The organism is Sphingomonas mangrovi, assembly GCF_047975845.1.
Taxonomy (GTDB): domain Bacteria; phylum Pseudomonadota; class Alphaproteobacteria; order Sphingomonadales; family Sphingomonadaceae; genus Sphingomonas.
This window is the reverse complement of the sequence record NZ_JBIUCZ010000031.1, coordinates 14,661-31,008: the sequence shown is the minus strand read 5'-3', so window position 1 is coordinate 31,008 and position 16,348 is coordinate 14,661. Positions and strand designations below refer to the sequence as shown.

Sequence of the window (16,348 nt, the reverse complement as noted above, 5' to 3'; positions counted from 1 at the left end):
GGCTCAACTGCGCAGCCGCATACCTAGTTGGCCGGCGAGATACTCGAGGCAGGCGATCCGTCGCCACATCCCGGAATCGGTGATGCGGTCCATAGCGAAGTAGCGTCGCATAGCCGGAAAGTCGGGATCAATCACTCGGTGCATGTACTCCGGCGAGAGCAGCCCGCCGTGCTCGTCGCGCATCGGCCGCAAGTGGCGCTGGATCGCGTAGCTGCGCTGCCGCAGCCAGGTTGGGCGGATGCGCGACGACCATTCATTGAAGCGGTGGCGCCGGCTCGGCGGCCCGGCGAAGTTGTGCCCGTAGGCGGACGGGTAACGGGCGAGCACGGGATCGATCGCGGCAAGCAACTGCGCTTCGAATTTGCCAGCGTACTTGGTTGCCATCGGCAGGGTTAGTGCCGAGGCGACGAGCCGGTGATCGAGGAACGGCATCAGATAGGCGCCGTGCTGCGCCTCCAGGCTGATCTCACGCCCGAACAAGGCACGGCAGCGCACGCGCGGATAAGCCTGTTCGGCCTGCGTTCGCGGCATGCGAGCGGCCGCGTCGGGCAGGTCGAGCGCATCGGCAACCTTGTCGGCGATGCGCGTGAGGAATGCACGCCCGTCGAACTCTGCGGTTGCGTCACCGGGGGTGAAGCGCGCGAAGAAACTGCGGGCGAGAGTTCGGGCGCTGAGCGGCCGGTCCGGCAGCAGGAAGAAGTCGCGGTAGACTTCGCCGCAGCCACCTGAGGCGGCAAGCGCGCCTCCGGCATGGCGCGCCACCTGCGCCGCGGCATGGCCGCCGTTATCGAAGATGTTGCCGTAGGTCGGCAGCGCGTCGAAGCGGTGGAAGTTCGCCTTGACTTGATCGGGAAAAGCATCCGGGCTGATCCCGGCGGCCTGCTTGTCTATCCACGCGACCTCCGATCCCTCTGCCGCGCCGATCGCGCGGGCGATCCGGACGTCGGCGGTGCTTGCCGGGCCGTAGACATAGAGCGACGGCGTTGCGCCGGCCGCGCGCAGCGCCGCGAGCAGCAGCCGCGAATCGATCCCTCCTGACAGCGGGCACTGAATACGGTCGCCGAAGCTGGCGACATGGGGCGCGACCGCAGCGCGGAGTCGCTCGGCGTGCTCTGCGAGACGCTCGGTCACAGGCTGCCGGACGGGCGCGAGCGGCATTGGCTTGGTCAGCGGATGACGCTTTGCGCCGTCCGGAGCTAGCTCGATCAAGTACTTCGGCCCCAGCGTTTTCAGCTCGGCGAAAACGGTGTCGTCGCCGATCGGAACGACGTTGAAGGCATGCTCGTAGACGCCCTGTGCGTCGAAGCGGACGCTCGGTAGCGCCTGTACCGCGGCGAGCAGCGAAGTGGAGAAGAGTCGCTGCTCCTCGTCGTGGAACAGCTGGAAAGCAGCGAAGTAATCGGCGAATATGAAGTTGCGACCGCCGCGGCGCACCAGGGCGACGAACTCTCCGCCGATCCGCGACCAATCGAGCTGTGGCAGCGGCGTCTCGCGCAGGAACGCGGCGAGGGCGGGCGGGCCGATCCGGCCGTCGAACACCAGCGTGCCTGCGACGGCGACGAGATCGTCACCCTCGACCAGCAGCCCCGCCGATTCGCTCTGACCCGAGGCAAAGTGAAGCAGCGACCATCCGGGAAAGGCGTGCGCACTGACTGTGCCAATTCCAGTGCGGATCGCCTGAGCACGCGCGCCTGCCAGCGCTTTCTCGCAAAATTCGCGGTCGTGGCTACGCGTGAGAAACAGTCCCCCCACGACGTTTAGCTCTGCGCCACCGATGGCCGTGCTGAGCAGCCGTCTAGGCTGCTTTTGATCGGACGCCAGCGTTCCTCAATGCGCTTACCGCCGAGATAGAGATCAAGTCCCATTTGCGTACCTAGGAGCATGAAGGTGAAAGGGTTGAGCGCAATCCCAACGAACGCTGCGCCGAGCAGGTAGATCAGATGCGCATGCTGGAGCGAGGTGGCGAGAGGCGCCGCCCAGCCAAGCGCCGGCCCAGCCTTAGCATAGCGGCGGCGCAGCACCTCCATGCGGAAGACGCCCGATAGGTGGATCATCAGCCAGAGCGCTAGCCCGAAATAGCCCTGCTCGCCCAACATCTCGAAATAAGCGCTGTGATAGGCGCGTGCCTTATCGACTTCGAGCGAACGTTCGATAGTTGCGTTATTGTTATCGCCGACGACGGCGACCTTGTCGTAGCGGATATGGTTCTGGCGGTACGCTTCGAACCCGCCACCCCAAGGGTGTTCCTTTACATAATCAAGCGTCCACTGCCACACGGCGATCCGGGTCGAAGCAGAGGCATCGGCCTGATAGGTGCGGATCGTGTCCATCCGCTCGGTGAAGGCGGACGGGAGGAGGGGGACAGCAAGCAGTGCCGCGGCGCCGAGCGTCGAAAGGTAGAGCAGCCGGCGCTTGACCTCGCGCAGCATTAGCACCGCGAGCAGTCCGATGCACAGCAGTCCGGTGCGCGCCGAGGTGCCGACCGGGATCAGCAGGCAGGCGAAGCTGAGCGCGTAACAATAGGTCTTCACCCGCCAGTCCGGTGGGAAGATCGTGCCGTGGCGGGTGAACCACAGCAGGATCGGCACGATCGCCACGGCGACCGTCGAGATGGTGCTGCTCTCGTACAGCCCGGCGTTGTTCGAAACCATCAGGTTGAGTTCGCCGTAACCGCCGCCGGTGACCAGCGTCTTGATCCCGCCGACGACGATGATCGACGAGGCGGACAGCAGCATGAACAGCAGCAACGCCTCGATGCGCAGGCGGGTGCGCAGCGTCAGCGGCAGGAAGACCGCGAACGCCAGCGCCTTCCATACCCAGTCCCATTTCTCGAGCGCCTCGACCGCGAAGTCGGCGTTGAGCGTGGTGTAGCCGCACCATGCGAGCAGCAGCAGCAGCAGGAACTGGCGCGGCGCGACGCGGACGCCGCGCTTGTCGTCGGCAACGATCCAGGCGCCGACCGCGAGCGCCGCGGCCACCAACGAGATCGGCACCGAGTTGAGCAGCAGATAGGTCAGCCGCTGCGGCGAGACGATGTCGATATAGACATAGGCGAGCACGAACAGGAACGGCCGCCGCGCGCCGAACGCGAACAGCGCCGCCAGGAAGCCGACGAAGGCGAGATCACGCACCGAAGCGATTCCGGCGCCGTGGCTTGGTTTCCGGATCGGAGGGCGATTCCCGGTCGAGATCGGGACGCCGCAGCATCAGCCAAGCCGCCAGCAGCATCAGCCCGTGCGACAGCGCGAGCGAGAAATTATCGATCATCGTCCCGCTTCCTTACCGTTTCCGGCCACCTCCCTGCACGAGGACGGTTGACGCAGCGTTAAATGCTTTGAAGGCAGGACACCAGTCATGCGCATTCTGCACGTCCTCGACCATAGCCTGCCGCTGCACAGCGGGTACACGTTCCGCACCCGTGCGATCCTGAAGGCGCAGATCGCCCGCGGCTGGACGGTTGCGGGCGTCACCGGAGCGCGGCAGGGCGCGACCGGCGCGGCGGCCGAGGGGGTCGACGGGCTCGACTTCTTCCGCACCGTGCCGCCTCGCCCGGCGCGGGCGCCGCTCGGCGAACTGCGTGAGGTGGCGGCACTCGCCCGGCGGGTGGAGCAGGTGGCCGACGAGTTCCGTCCGGACGTGCTGCACGCGCACTCGCCGCTGCTCGACGGTCTGGCGGCGCTGGTCGTCGCGCGCCGGCGCAGGCTGCCGCTAGTCTACGAGGTCCGCGCCTTCTGGGAAGACGCCGCGGTCGGAAACGGCACCGGGCGCGAGGGATCGCCGCGCTACCGCGCCACCCGCGCGCTGGAGACCTGGCTCGTCCGCCGCGCCGATGCGGTGGCGGTGATCTGCGAGGGGCTTCGCGGCGACCTCGTCGCACGCGGGATCGATCCGGGGAAGATCTTCGTCTCGCCCAACGGCGTCGACATGACGCTGTTCGGCGCGCCGCCGCCCGCCGATCCGGCGCTGGCACGCGAGTTGGACGTGGCAGATGCCGAGACGATCGGCTTCATCGGCAGCTTCTACGACTATGAGGGGCTCGACGACCTGATCGCGGCGATGCCGGCGCTCGTCGCCCGGCGCCCGCGGCTCAAGCTGCTGCTGGTCGGCGGGGGGCCGATGGAGACGGCGCTTCGGGCGCAGGCGGCGGCATCGCCAGCGGCCGGGGCGATCCGCTTCGTCGGCCGCGTGCCGCACGAGGCGGTCGAGCGCTATTACGGGCTCGTCGACGTGCTGGTGTATCCGCGCAAGCATATGCGGCTGACCGACCTCGTCACTCCGCTCAAGCCGCTGGAGGCGATGGCGCAGCGGCGGCTGGTCGCGGCGTCGGACGTCGGCGGCCATCGCGAGTTGATCCGCGACGGCGATACCGGCACGCTGTTCCCGGCCGACGATCCGGGGGCGCTGGCCGAGCGCGTCGCCGGGCTGTTCGCCGACCGCAGCGGCTGGGACGCGATGCGCGATCGCGGCCGCCGCTTCGTCGAGCGCGAGCGTAACTGGTCGTCAAACGTTTCGCGCTACGAACCTGTCTATCACGCGCTCGTCAGAGGCTTTGCAACGGACGCATCATGAACGCCACGGTCGCTCCCCGACGCCTGATCGTCTCCGCCGCCAGTGCCGCCGCCGTGTGCGGCGGGGGTGCGGTCGCGCTGATCGTGCTGCTGCTGCCGACCGCCTGGATCGAGGCGGGGGTGCGCAGCAGCGGACTGCCCGGCCTGCTCGCCGCGGCCGAGCCGCCGCTGGGCCTGACCGCCCGCATCGCGCTGCTGCTGCTGCTGGGCGGCTTGGCGGCCGCGGTGCTGTGGGGCCTCGGGCGGCTGGCGTTCGGCCGTCTGCCGGTGGTGGTGCCGCTTCCCCGTCGCCGCCGCGCTGCCACGCCGCGCGAGGTCGCCGCGATCCCGGTGCTGCGACGCGGCGATGCCCACCCCGACGCGCCGGCTCGTGCGCCGGTGCTGGCGATGCGCGATCTCGGCACGCCCTTCCTTGAGGTCACGGCCGCGAACGGCACTGCCGCGAAGCCGGCCGTCGCCATCGAGCCGGTCGAGCAGCCGTTGCCCCAGGACCTCGACCAGCCGATGGCGGCGTTCGATCCGCAGGCGGTGCCGGCGCCGCTCGCGCCGCCGGTCCGGCCTCTGTTCCGCATCGAGGAAGCCGGCGACGACGCGCGTCCCGCGACGCCGCTCGTGCCCCAGATCCGCGCCGGCTTCGCCGTGCCGCCGGTCGAGGAGGCGCCACCGCTCGACGAGGCGTCGAACCAGGACCTGCTCGCGCGGCTGGAGCGCGGCCTCGCGCGGCGCGAGCAGGGCGATGCGCTCCAGCGGCTGGCCCGCGGCGGCCCGCGCGACGACACGCTCCAGGCGACGCTTGCCTCGCTGCGCAACTGGGCAGCGACCGGCTGAACCTCAGCGGTCCTCGACCGTGAGAACCTCGATGTCCGCGCGCACGCTGTCGTGGTCCACCGCGACTGCCAGAAGCGCGAGATCGGCGACCAGATGCCCGCGCAGCGGCAAGTCCGCCTCGGGCAGGCTTTGCAGCCAGTGCTCGAACGTCGGACCGCTTCCGGAGACCGTCAGCCGATGACGTTCGCCCGAGAATGTCGCGCTCGCCCAGGGCACCGATACGGTGTCGCCGATCGTGAGCGCCTGACCAGCGGCATCGGCGGCGATCTGCAGGCGGCGCGTCAGCAGCGTCGCGGCGTCGGGGCCGCGGCTCATGCCCGGTGCTCCTGCTCGGCGATATAGGTCTCGATCCGCGCCACCGTTTCGGGCCGCGGTTCGCGGCCGTTGCGCAGGTCTCGCACCAGCCGTGGGTCGTGCACCGCGTTCCGCCCGAACAGCGTCGGCGGCATCCCGCTGGCGCGCAGGAACTCGTCGATCTTCCGCAGAATGGTCACCTCGCAATCTCCCGAGTCGCTTGAGCATGTTCCGGTTCTGTTCTGCCAAATCCAACTTGTCTAGGAAGTTTCCTACGGGTAGGCTGTGATGGTGGAACCGGACCAACAGCGCGCGGCGCTCGCCGCCCTGGTTGCCGAGCGTGGCGAGAGCCTGGCAGGGCTGTCGCGGCTGCTCGGGCGCAACGCCGCCTACCTCCAGCAGTATCTCGAACGCGGCAGCCCCCGGCTGCTGCACGAGGAGGACCGCGCGAAGTTGGCGCGCTATTTCGGCGTGGCGGAGGTGCAGCTCGGCGGGCCGACCGTAGCGGCGAGCGTGACGGTGCCGCGGCTCGACCTCGCGGCCTCGGCCGGGCCGGGGACGCTGGTCGACGAGGAAATGGCGGCGCCGCTTCGCCTAGACGCGGCGTTCGCGCGGGGGCTGGGCGCCAAGCCCGAGGCCCTGTCGATGATCGCGGTGCGCGGCGATTCGATGCTGCCGACGCTGGCGGACGGCGACGCGATCCTCGTCGACACCGGTGCGCGAAGCGGCGGAGAGGGCATCCAGGTGGTGCGCCACGACGGCGTGCTGCTGGTCAAGCGGCTGCGGCGCCGCGGCGCGACGGTCGAGCTGGTCAGCGACAATCCCGACTATCCGCCGATCGCGGTGGCGGTCGGCGATCGGCTGGAGATCGTCGGCCGCGTGGTGTGGATGTCGCGCCGGTTGCGCTGAGCCTCAACGGCGATCGACCAGCCAGACGCCGAGTGCGATCACGATGCCGGCCGCGACCCCGACGAGCAGGCCGATCGTCGGCTGATGGTAGAGCGCGGCGCCGGCCAGCGCGCCGCCCAGGGCACCGATCGCGATGGCGATGCCGCCGGCGGCGGAACTGCGGGGGGAACGCGGGTGCATCGCCGGCCTGTGCCACGCGCCGCACCGCGACGCCAGCCGCCGCAGGAGCCCCGCGATGCAGCGAAGCGCCCGGCATGTGCGACGCGTGACGGTCGCCGCCGCCTAAACGATTGGCGAGCGGCGCGAACTCGGGCTAGGGGATCGGCATGTCGTGGCCTTCCCGCCGGCTCGTCCTGCTCGCTGCCGCCGGGTGCACCGCCGCACTCGCGCCCGCAGTCGCGCGCGCGCAGCAGACGCCGGCCCAGCCCGCCACGCCCGACGTTCCCGCTTCCTCGCTCGATCCGGCATCCCCCTTGGCGCCGATGCCCGACATCGGCGTCGAGTGGCCCGACCTGGCGCTCGATCCGGCCGAGGCGGCGGTCGCGGCCGACCCGAGCGTCGATCTGGCCGCGGTCGAGCGGCGCTACGACTATCGCGTCACCGGGATCGAGGGGATCGGCGGCGACCTGTTCCGTCAGCGCTTCGACGAGCTGTCGACGCTGCGTACCAACGAATCGCGCCCTGCCAACGCCGCGCAGATCGATCGCCGCGCGCGCGAGGATGCGTCGCTGCTCGTCGATCTGCTCCGCAACGAGGGCTATTACGACGCCCATGTCGGCACCACCACCGACACCGAGGGTGGCAAGCTGGTCGTCACGCTGCGTGCCGAGCCGGGGCCGCTCTACCGCTTCGACCAGGTGACGCTGCCCGGCGTCGCCGATGCGGGCGCCAAGGCGCCGGCGCTCGAATCCGCGCTGGGCGTCGCGGCGCAGGATCCGGTCAACGGCGACGCGATCGCGGCGGGCGAGGAGCGGGTACGCACCGCGGTGGGCCGCGAGGGGTTCCCGTTCGCGCGGGTGACTCCGCCGGTGGTGGTGGTCGACCACGCCACCCGCACCGCGACGCTGGAGTTGCCGGTGGCTCCGGGCGGCGAGCGCCGCTTCGGCCGCATCACCACCCCCGATGCGCGGGTGTTCGACGGCGATCACGTCCAGGAAATCGCGCGCTTCGATCCGGGCGACCCGTACGATGCGGCCGAGGTGGACGACCTGCGCCGGGCGATCGTCCAGACCGGGCTCGTCTCTTCGGTGCGGGTGCGCGAGACCGAAGGGGTGACGCCGGGCACCGTCGACTTGGCGGTGGCGATGGAGCCCGCGCCGCCGCGCACCATCGCCGGCGAGCTCGGCTACGGCACCGGCGAGGGCGCGCGCGCCGAACTCAGCTGGACGCACCGCAACCTGTTCCCGCCCGAAGGCGGGCTCACCGTGCGCGGCGTGCTCGGCACCCGCGAGCAGCTCGGCGCGCTCACTTTCCGTCGCAACAACTTCCACGGGCGCGACCGGGTGCTCACCGGGCAGATCTCCGCCTCGCACCTCGAACGCGACGCCTATGAGGCGGATACCTTCTCGATCTCCGGCGCGCTGGAACGCCAGACCAACATCTTCTTCCAGAAGACCTGGACCTGGTCGTTGGGCGCCGAACTGGTCGCGACCGACGAGCGCGACGTGATCGTCTCCACCGGCGAGCCGCGGCGGCGGACCTATTTCATCGCCGCGCTGCCGACCTCGCTCAACTACGACGGCTCGGACGACCTGCTCAATCCGTCCCGCGGCTTCCGGCTGGGCGGGCGGCTGAGCCCCGAGCTGTCGTTGTCGGGCAAGGCGTTCGGCTATACTCGTGCGCAGATCGACGCGAGCGCCTATCGGCCCATCCGCGACGGCGTGGTGCTCGCCGGGCGGGTGCGGGTCGGCTCGATCCTCGGCGCGCCGCGCGACGCGGTGGCGCCATCGCGGCGCTTCTATGCGGGCGGCGGCGCGTCGGTGCGCGGCTACGGCTATCAGGACATCGGTCCGCGCGATCCGAACAACGATCCGATCGGCGGCCGCAGCCTCGCGGAATTCGCGCTGGAGGCGCGGGTGCGCACCTTCGGCGTGTTCGGCGTGGTGCCGTTCCTCGACGGCGGCAACATCTACACCTCGACGCTGCCCGACTTCTCCGGCTTCCGCTACGGCGCTGGCCTCGGCGTGCGCTATTATTCGAGCTTCGGACCGATCCGCGTCGACGTCGGCACGCCGCTCAACCCGCAGAAGGGCGATGCCAAGGTCGCCGTCTACGTCTCGCTGGGGCAGGCGTTTTGAGCGAGGAGCCGCCCGCGGAGGAGACGGTGGTGGTGCGCCGCCGCCGGCGCTGGCCGCGTCGCGTCGCCACCATCCTGCTGGCGGTGCTCGGTACGATCGCCGCGCTGCTGCTGCTGCTCGACACCGGGCCGGGGCACCGCCTGATCGCCAACCGCATCGCCGCGCTCCAGCCCAGCGACGGCATGCGCTATCGCGTCGGACGGATCGAGGGATCGATCTACGGGCAGGCGCGGCTGATCGACGTGCGCGTCTACGATCCCAAGGGGCTCGTCTTCCGCGCGCCGCTGGCGCACCTCGACTGGAACCCCTTCGCCTGGCTGTCGAACCGGCTCGACATCGACTCGCTGACGGTGTCGCGCGCCGTTCTCGCGAAGCTGCCGGAACCGCGGCCGACCGGTCGCAAGGGCCCGATCCTGCCCGGGTTCGACATCCGCATCGGCGCGCTCTCGATCGAGCGGCTGGAGATCGCCCCTGCGGTGACCGGCGTCGCGCGGGTCGGCCAGGTCAAGGGCCGCGCCGACATTCGATCGGGTCGTGCGCTGGTCGATCTCGACGCGAGCGTCGGCGGTAGCGACCTGCTGCGCATCCACCTCGATGCCGAGCCGGATCGCGACCGCTTCGACGTCGCCGCGCGCGCGGTCGGCCGTGCCGACGGCGTGCTGGCGCAGGTTTCGGGGATCCGCCGGTCGCTTTCGCTGCGCATCGTCGGCGACGGCACGTGGCGGCAGTGGCAGGGGAGCGCGCTGGCCGTCGCCGGGGACGCCCGGGTGATCGACCTGCGGCTCGGCAACCGCTCGGGCGCCTATACGCTGGGCGGAACGCTCGCGCCGGCGTCGTTGCTCAAGGGCAAGCTCCAGCGGCTGTCGTCGCCGAACATCAGGGTCGAGGGGGCCGCGACTCTCGCCAACCGGCGGCTGGAGGGGCGGCTGGGGCTGCGCTCGGCCGCGCTGACCCTCGACGCGGAAGGGGCGCTCGACCTCGCGCTCAGCGCCTATCGCGACGTGCGGGTGCGCGCGCGGCTGCTGCGTCCGCCGGCGCTGTTTCCCAACATGACCGGCCGCAACATCGAGCTGCGCGCGATCCTGGAGGGGGCGTTCGCCACCGCGAGCTTCGACTATCGCATCACCGCCGATCGGCTGGCGTTCGACGATACCGGCTTCGAAGGCGCGCGCGCCAGCGGCAAGGGGCGGCTGTCCGCTGCGCCGATCACCGTGCCGATCCGCGTCACGGCCCAGCGCGTGACCGGTGTCGGCGACGTCGCTGGCGGCATCCTGCGCAACTTGTCGGTAGACGGCGCGCTCAAGGTCACCGCGACGACGCTGACCGGCAGCAACCTGCGGCTGCGGTCGGACAAGCTTAACGGCACGATCATGCTGGTGCTCGACCTGCGCACCGGCCGCTACGAGGTGGGGCTGACCGGCGGCCTGCGCCGTTACCTGATTCCGGGGCTCGGCATCGTCGACGTCCAGTCGCGCCTGACGGCGGTGCCGGGGCCGAACGGCCGCGGCACCCGCATCGTCGGACGCGGCGCGGCGCAGGTGGTGCGGCTCGACAACGGCTTCTTCCGCTCGCTCACCGAAGGACTGCCGCGCATCACCACCGGGCTGGAGCGCGGCACCGACGGGGTGCTCTACTTCCGCAACCTCGTGCTGACCTCGCCGGGTCTGACGCTGACCGGCAACGGGATGCGGCGACGCGACGGCACCTTCCGCTTCGTGGGGCAGGGCCGGCAGCGCACCTACGGGCCGCTGACGCTGGTGCTCGACGGACGCATCGATAAGCCGACGCTCGACCTCAAGTTCCAGCGGCCGAACGACACGCTCGGGCTGGCCGACGTCACCGCGCATCTCGATCCCACGGCGGAGGGCTTCGCCTTCACCGCGCAGGGTGGCTCGCGGCTCGGACCGTTCACCGGCGCGGGAAGGATCCTGCTGCCGGCGGGGCAGACCGCCAGCATTGCCGTCGACCGGATCGACGTCAGCGGCACCCGTGCGAGCGGGGCGATCGCGATCGTCGAGGACGGGTTCGACGGGCGGCTGGCGTTCGGCGGTGGCGGCTTGAGCGGCGAGGTTCGCTTCGTGCCGCAGGACGGCATGCAGCGTATCGATATCGCCGCCGATGCCCGCAACGCCCAGCTTGGCGGCGGCGCGGCGCGGGTCCGCACCGGCCGGCTGGAAGCGAGCGTGCTGCTCGACCCGGCCGGCACCACCGTCGACGCGACCGTCACCGCGCAGGGCCTGCGGCGCGGGGCGCTGTCGATCGCGCGGCTCGCCGCGAACGCCAAGCTGCGCAGCGGCGAGGGCGAAGTGCGCGCCTCGATCGCCGGATCGCAGGGGCGCGCCTTCGCCATCCAGTCGATCACCCAGGTCACCGCCGACGAGTATCGCGTCCAGGCGCAGGGTACGCTCGACGGCCGGCCGCTCAAGCTCGAGACGCCGGCGGTGATCCGCCGCGACCCCGACGGCGGCTGGCGGATCGCGCCGACCCGCTTCACCTTCGCGGGCGGCGAGGCGCAGGCGTCGGGCCGGTTCGGCGGCGGCGATACCCAGGTCGCGCTGGAACTGACGCGCATGCCGCTGTCGGTGCTCGACATCGGCTATCCGGGCCTCGGGCTGAGCGGCAACGCCTCGGGCAAGCTCGACTATGCGCTGCGCGACGGGGTGCCGAGCGGGCGCGTGAACATGACGGTGCGCGGCCTCTCGCGCGCCGGACTGGTGCTCGCCTCGCGTCCGATCGACATCGGCCTGGCGGCGGTGCTCGATTCGAACAAGATCGGCGCGCGGGCGCTGCTGGCGAGCGGCGGCAAGATCATCGGCCGCGCGCAGGCGCGGCTGTCGCCGCTCGGCAGTGGCGGGACACTCGCGAGCCGCATCGCCAACGCGCCGCTCGCTGCGCAGCTGCGCTACGACGGACCCGCCGACACGCTGTGGCGGATGACCGGGATCGAGCTGTTCGACCTGTCCGGTCCGCTCGCGATCGGCGCCGACGTCAGCGGCCGGCTCGCCGACCCGCAGATCCGCGGATCGCTGCGCGCCACCAACGCGCGGATCGAGAGCGGGGCGACCGGCACCGTGCTCACCCAGGTCAACGCGCAGGGCCGCTTCGGCGGGTCGCGGCTGGTGATCGACCGCTTCACCGCCAGCGACGGCCGCTCGGGGCAGGTGAGCGGCACCGGCGCGTTCGATCTGGCGGCGGTGCGCGGCTTCGGCATCGCGCTCGACATCGACGCGCAGCGCGCGCGGCTGATCAACACCGATACGCTTGCCGCTACCGTCACCGGGCCGATCACGATCCGCTCGGACGGATCGGGCGGGGTGATCGGCGGCGACGTGCGCCTGAACGAAGGCCGCTACCAGCTCGGTCGCGCCGCGGCCTCCGCACCGCTGCCGCGGATCAATGTCCGCGAGATCAACCTGCCCGGCGGCGACGAGCAGGACGATGCGCCCAGCCGGCCGTGGCGGATGAACCTGCACGCACGCGCCAGCAAGGGACTGACGGTGACCGGGCTCGGCCTCACCAGCGAATGGTCGGCCGACCTGCAGATCCGCGGCGAGCCGACCAATCCGGCGATCACCGGCCGCGCCACGCTGGTGCAGGGCGACGTCGAGTTCGCCGGGCGTGAGTTCGAGCTGCAGCGCGGCATCATCCGCTTCGACGGATCGGTGCCGGCCAACCCCGCGCTCGACATCGCCGCGGATGCGGATACCGAAGGGCTCAACGCCATCATCCGGGTGACGGGCACGGCGTTGAAGCCGGAGATCGACTTTGCGAGCACGCCTGCGCTGCCGCAGGACGAGCTCTTGTCGCGGCTGTTGTTCGGCACCTCCATCACCAACCTGTCGGCGCCCGAGGCGCTGCAGCTGGCGGCGGCGGTGGCGGCGCTGCAGAACGGCGACGGCGGGCTCAACCCGATCAATGCGGTGCGTCGCGCGACCGGGCTGGACCGCCTGCGCATCCTGCCCGCCGATCCGCAGACCGGGCAGGGCACGTCGGTCGCCGCGGGTAAATATCTGACGCGGCGGCTCTATGCCGAGATCGTCACCGACGGGCAGGGTTATTCGGCGACCAACGTCGAGTTCCGGGTCACCCGCTGGCTTTCGCTGCTGTCGTCGATTTCGACGATCGGCCGGCAGAGCGCCAACCTTCGTGTATCGCGCGACTATTGACACGGCACCCGCGTCGCGTGTCGGGCGTTTGCCTTATCATCAAAGGTCCCGGGGGAACCGCGTTCGCATGACCACGCCGCAAATCCTGTCCGTCTGCGTCCTGACGGGCATGATGCTGCTCTTCATCTGGGGGAAGTTCCGCTACGACGTGACCGCGGTGATCGCGCTGCTCGCGGCCGTCGCGCTCGGGCTCGTGAAGCCCGCGGACGCGTTCACCGGCTTCTCCGACGATCTCGTCGTGATCGTCGCCTCGGCGCTGGTGATCAGCGGCGCGGTCCAGCGATCGGGCGTGATCGAGCGGCTGCTTCGGCTGGTGCAGAAACACGTCACCCGGCTGCCGTCGCAGCTGATGGTGCTGTGCGGCTCGGTTGGGTTCGCCTCCGCGCTGGTCAAGAACATCGGCGCACTGGCGATGCTGATGCCCGCCGCGTTCCAGATGGCGAAGAAGTCGAAGGGCTCGCCCTCGGCGCTGCTGATGCCGATGTCCTTCGCCTCGCTGCTCGGCGGATTGATGACGCTGGTCGGCACCTCGCCCAACATCATCGTCAGCCGCGTGCGGGAGGAGATGACGGGCACGCCGTTCCGCATGTTCGACTATCTGCCGGTCGGCCTGGGCCTCACGCTGATGGGGCTGCTGTTCCTGCGCTTCGGCTATCGCCTGCTGCCGCAGGACCGCCGGGCGACGCCGACGATGGGCGAGGCGCTCGACATCCAGCACTACATCACCGAGGCGCGGGTGGCGGAGCGGTCGGAAGCGGCGGGAGAGACGATCGCCGCCTTCGTCGCGCGCCATGGTCACGACGTCGCGGTCACCCAGGTGCTGCGTGCCGGGATCCGCAGCATGCCCTGGCCCGAGCTGGAGCTGCGCTCCGGCGACGTGCTGATCCTGGGCGGTGCACCCGACACGCTCGAACAGGTGATCGCCGGCGACGCGCTGGAACTGGAGGGGCAGGACCGCGCCCGCCCGGCCGGCAGCGAACGCGACGACGTGGGCGTGATCGAGGCGGTGGTCGGCACCGATTCGGTGCTGGTCGGCCAGACCGCCGGACAGATGCTGCTGCAGGCGCGCTACGGCGTGAACCTCATCGCGATCTCGCGGCGCGGCGAGCGGCTGACCCGCCGCCTCGCCAACACCGTGCTGTGCCCCGGCGACGTCATCGTGCTGCAGGGGCCGCTGAGCCTGCTGCCCGAGCGGCTGCGGACGCTCGGCTGCCTGCCGCTCGCCGAACGTTCGCTGCGGCTGGGGAGCGCGCCCAAGGGACTGCTTCCGCTCGGTATCCTGGCGGCGGCGATGGCCGCGACGGCGACCGGGCTGGTGCCGGTGGCGGTGGCCTTCTTCGCCGCCGCGGCGCTGGTGATCCTCAGCGGGGCATTGCCGGTGCGCGAAGCCTATAGCCATATCGAGTGGCCGATCCTGGTGATGCTCGGCGCGCTGATCCCGGTCAGCGACACGCTGCGCACCACGGGGATGAGCGACATCATCGGCGTGTGGCTGTCGCACACCGCCGCCTCGCTGCCGCCCTGGGGCGCGGTGGCGCTGATCCTGGTCGCGGCGATGGCGGTGACGCCGTTCCTCAACAACGCGGCGACGGTGCTGGTGATGGCGCCGATCGCCGCCACTTTCGCCAACGACCTCGGCTATCGGCCGGAGGCGTTCCTGATGGCGACCGCGGTGGGCGCAGGCTGCGACTTCCTCACGCCGATCGGGCACCAGTGCAACACGCTGGTGATGGGGCCGGGCGGCTATCGCTTCGGCGACTATGCCCGATTGGGCGCGCCGCTCTCGCTGCTCGTGCTGCTGCTCGGCACGCCGCTCATTCTATGGGTGTGGCCGGTGCACTAGGCGTAGGCGCCGAGCACCGACTTCACCTCCAGATATTCGGCGATGCCGTGCGCGCCGTATTCGCGACCGTTGCCGGAGCGCTTGGTGCCGCCGAACGGCATCGTCGGATCGGGCACGCCGCCGTTGACGTAGACCATGCCCGCGCGCAGCCGCGGCACCACGCGGCGCACGTCCTCCGGGGCGCCGAACACCACCGCCGAGAGGCCGTAGTCGGTGGCATTGGCAATGCGGATCGCGTCTTCCTCGTCGGCGAAGGCGATCAGCGTCACGACCGGGCCGAAGATCTCCTCGCGGGCGATCGTCATGTCCGGGGTGACGTTCGAGAACAGCGTCGGCCGGACGAAGAAGCCGCGCTCCAACCCCGCCGGATGGCCGAGCCCGCCCGCCTCCAGCGTCGCGCCCGCGTCGATCGCGCCGGCGATCAGCCGCTGGACGTGCTCCCACTGGCGGCGGTTGACGAGCGGGCCGATGTGGCCGCCGGGACGCTTCGGGTCGCCCACTGCGGTCGCGGCGACCGCTTCGCGGGCGATCGCCACCGCCTCGGCATAGCGCTCCTCGGGCACCAGCAGGCGGGTGGGGGCAAGGCAGCTTTGCCCCGAATTGAACATCACGCTGCCCACCGTCGCGCGCACCGCCGCGGCGAGGTCGGCGCTGGCCAGCACCAGCGCTGGTGCCTTGCCGCCGAGTTCCTGGTGCACGCGCTTGACGGTCGGTGCCGCCGCCTGCGCCACGGCGATGCCCGCGCGCGTCGAGCCGGTGAAACTCACCACGTCCACTTGGGGGTGGGCGGCAAGCGCCGCACCGACGGTGGTGCCGTCGCCCTGCACCAGGTTGAACACGCCGGCCGGAACGCCGGCCTCGGCCAGCACCTCGGCGAACAGCGCCGCGCATCCCGGCGCTTCTTCCGACGGCTTGAGCACCATCGTGCAGCCGGCGGCGAGCGCGGGCGCAACCTTGGCGACAATCTGGTTCAGCGGCCAGTTCCACGGGGTGATCAGCGCGGCGACGCCGATCGGCTCGCGCACGATCGCGTGGGTGCCGACGCGCTCCTCCCACACGAAGCCTTCAAGCGCGGCGATGGTGGCGCGCAGGTGGTCGACTCCTGCCACCGCCTGCGCGTCCCGTGCCATGTCGATCGGGCAGCCGACCTCGCGACACAGCGCGTCGGCGAACGCGTCAACGCGCGCGGTGTAGCCCGCCAGGATCGCTTCGAGCAGCGCCACGCGGTCGGCGACGCGGGTGCGCGAAAAGGCTTCGAACGCCTGCCGCGCCCCCGCGACCGCGCGGTCCACGTCGGCGGCGGTGCCGAGCGTCAGCTGACCGCAAGGAGTGCCCGTCGCCGGATCGAGGATGTCTGCCCTCCGGCGCCCCAGGCTCTCGACCCAGCGGCCGTCGATATAGTGAGCGTTGCGCATAGCTGCCCTTTCGGCCTCGGCCCCGGTG

Annotated in this window: 13 protein-coding genes; 6 read left to right on the top strand and 7 right to left on the bottom strand. The window is 70.9% G+C overall.

The window, feature by feature from the left end; genetic code table 11:
* Positions 1–3: 3 nt before the first annotated feature.
* From ACBY01_RS13860 to ACBY01_RS13850, 3 genes are read right to left on the bottom strand one after another with little or no spacing between them, the layout of a single operon-like run.
* Positions 4–1,752, bottom strand: coding sequence for a hypothetical protein (locus tag ACBY01_RS13860; protein WP_416461499.1), 1,749 nt, complete (start codon positions 1,750–1,752; stop codon positions 4–6).
* A 5-nt stretch (positions 1,753–1,757) separates the two neighbouring features.
* The gene (locus ACBY01_RS13855; protein WP_416461498.1) at positions 1,758–3,131 is read right to left on the bottom strand and encodes a putative O-glycosylation ligase, exosortase A system-associated; all 1,374 of its coding nucleotides are present in this window, start codon (positions 3,129–3,131) and stop codon (positions 1,758–1,760) included.
* Positions 3,124–3,267, bottom strand: a complete 144-nt coding sequence (locus tag ACBY01_RS13850) for a hypothetical protein (RefSeq protein ID WP_416461497.1) — start codon at positions 3,265–3,267, stop codon at positions 3,124–3,126. Before ACBY01_RS13850 ends, ACBY01_RS13855 begins: the two co-directional genes overlap by 8 nt.
* Before the next feature lie 87 nt (positions 3,268–3,354).
* Between ACBY01_RS13850 and ACBY01_RS13845 the strand changes: the two genes are divergently transcribed.
* Entirely contained in the window at positions 3,355–4,569 is a 1,215-nt protein-coding gene (locus tag ACBY01_RS13845; RefSeq protein WP_416461496.1) for a TIGR04063 family PEP-CTERM/XrtA system glycosyltransferase, read from the top strand.
* The gene (locus ACBY01_RS13840) at positions 4,566–5,396 is read left to right on the top strand and encodes a hypothetical protein (protein WP_416461495.1); all 831 of its coding nucleotides are present in this window, start codon (positions 4,566–4,568) and stop codon (positions 5,394–5,396) included. Before ACBY01_RS13845 ends, ACBY01_RS13840 begins: the two co-directional genes overlap by 4 nt.
* A gap of 3 nt (positions 5,397–5,399) precedes the next feature.
* On the opposite strand, the gene ACBY01_RS13835 is transcribed toward ACBY01_RS13840, so the two are convergent.
* Entirely contained in the window at positions 5,400–5,711 is a 312-nt protein-coding gene (locus ACBY01_RS13835; RefSeq protein WP_416461493.1) for a hypothetical protein, read from the bottom strand.
* Complete coding sequence (locus tag ACBY01_RS13830; protein ID WP_416461492.1) at positions 5,708–5,890, bottom strand: hypothetical protein; 183 nt, start codon at positions 5,888–5,890, stop codon at positions 5,708–5,710. Before ACBY01_RS13830 ends, ACBY01_RS13835 begins: the two co-directional genes overlap by 4 nt.
* Before the next feature lie 88 nt (positions 5,891–5,978).
* Here ACBY01_RS13830 and ACBY01_RS13825 point away from each other — a divergent pair, with 88 nt between their 5' ends.
* Positions 5,979–6,599, top strand: coding sequence for a S24 family peptidase (locus ACBY01_RS13825; RefSeq protein ID WP_416461491.1), 621 nt, complete (start codon positions 5,979–5,981; stop codon positions 6,597–6,599).
* A 3-nt stretch (positions 6,600–6,602) separates the two neighbouring features.
* On the opposite strand, the gene ACBY01_RS13820 is transcribed toward ACBY01_RS13825, so the two are convergent.
* Positions 6,603–6,779: a hypothetical protein gene (locus ACBY01_RS13820; RefSeq protein ID WP_416461490.1), complete on the bottom strand. Its 177-nt coding sequence runs from the start codon at positions 6,777–6,779 to the stop codon at positions 6,603–6,605.
* Positions 6,780–6,925: 146 nt separating this feature from the next.
* Here ACBY01_RS13820 and ACBY01_RS13815 point away from each other — a divergent pair, with 146 nt between their 5' ends.
* The 3 genes from ACBY01_RS13815 to ACBY01_RS13805 all read left to right on the top strand — a co-directional run bounded on the left by ACBY01_RS13815 (position 6,926) and on the right by ACBY01_RS13805 (position 14,905).
* On the top strand, positions 6,926–8,896 hold the full coding sequence (locus ACBY01_RS13815; RefSeq protein ID WP_416461489.1) for an autotransporter assembly complex protein TamA: 1,971 nt from the start codon (positions 6,926–6,928) through the stop codon (positions 8,894–8,896).
* A complete protein-coding gene (locus ACBY01_RS13810; protein WP_416461488.1) occupies positions 8,893–13,062 on the top strand; it encodes a translocation/assembly module TamB domain-containing protein in 4,170 nt (1,389 codons plus the stop codon). The genes ACBY01_RS13815 and ACBY01_RS13810 overlap by 4 nt, the downstream gene beginning before the upstream one ends.
* A gap of 67 nt (positions 13,063–13,129) precedes the next feature.
* Positions 13,130–14,905 carry an SLC13 family permease gene (locus ACBY01_RS13805; protein ID WP_416461487.1) on the top strand — a complete coding sequence of 592 codons (1,776 nt, stop codon included), beginning with the start codon at positions 13,130–13,132 and terminating at the stop codon, positions 14,903–14,905.
* On the opposite strand, the gene ACBY01_RS13800 is transcribed toward ACBY01_RS13805, so the two are convergent.
* Positions 14,902–16,320 (bottom strand): aldehyde dehydrogenase family protein, encoded by a 1,419-nt coding sequence (locus tag ACBY01_RS13800; protein ID WP_416461486.1) that lies wholly within the window; start codon positions 16,318–16,320, stop codon positions 14,902–14,904. The genes ACBY01_RS13805 and ACBY01_RS13800 overlap by 4 nt on opposite strands.
* Between the last annotated feature and the right edge of the window lie 28 nt (positions 16,321–16,348).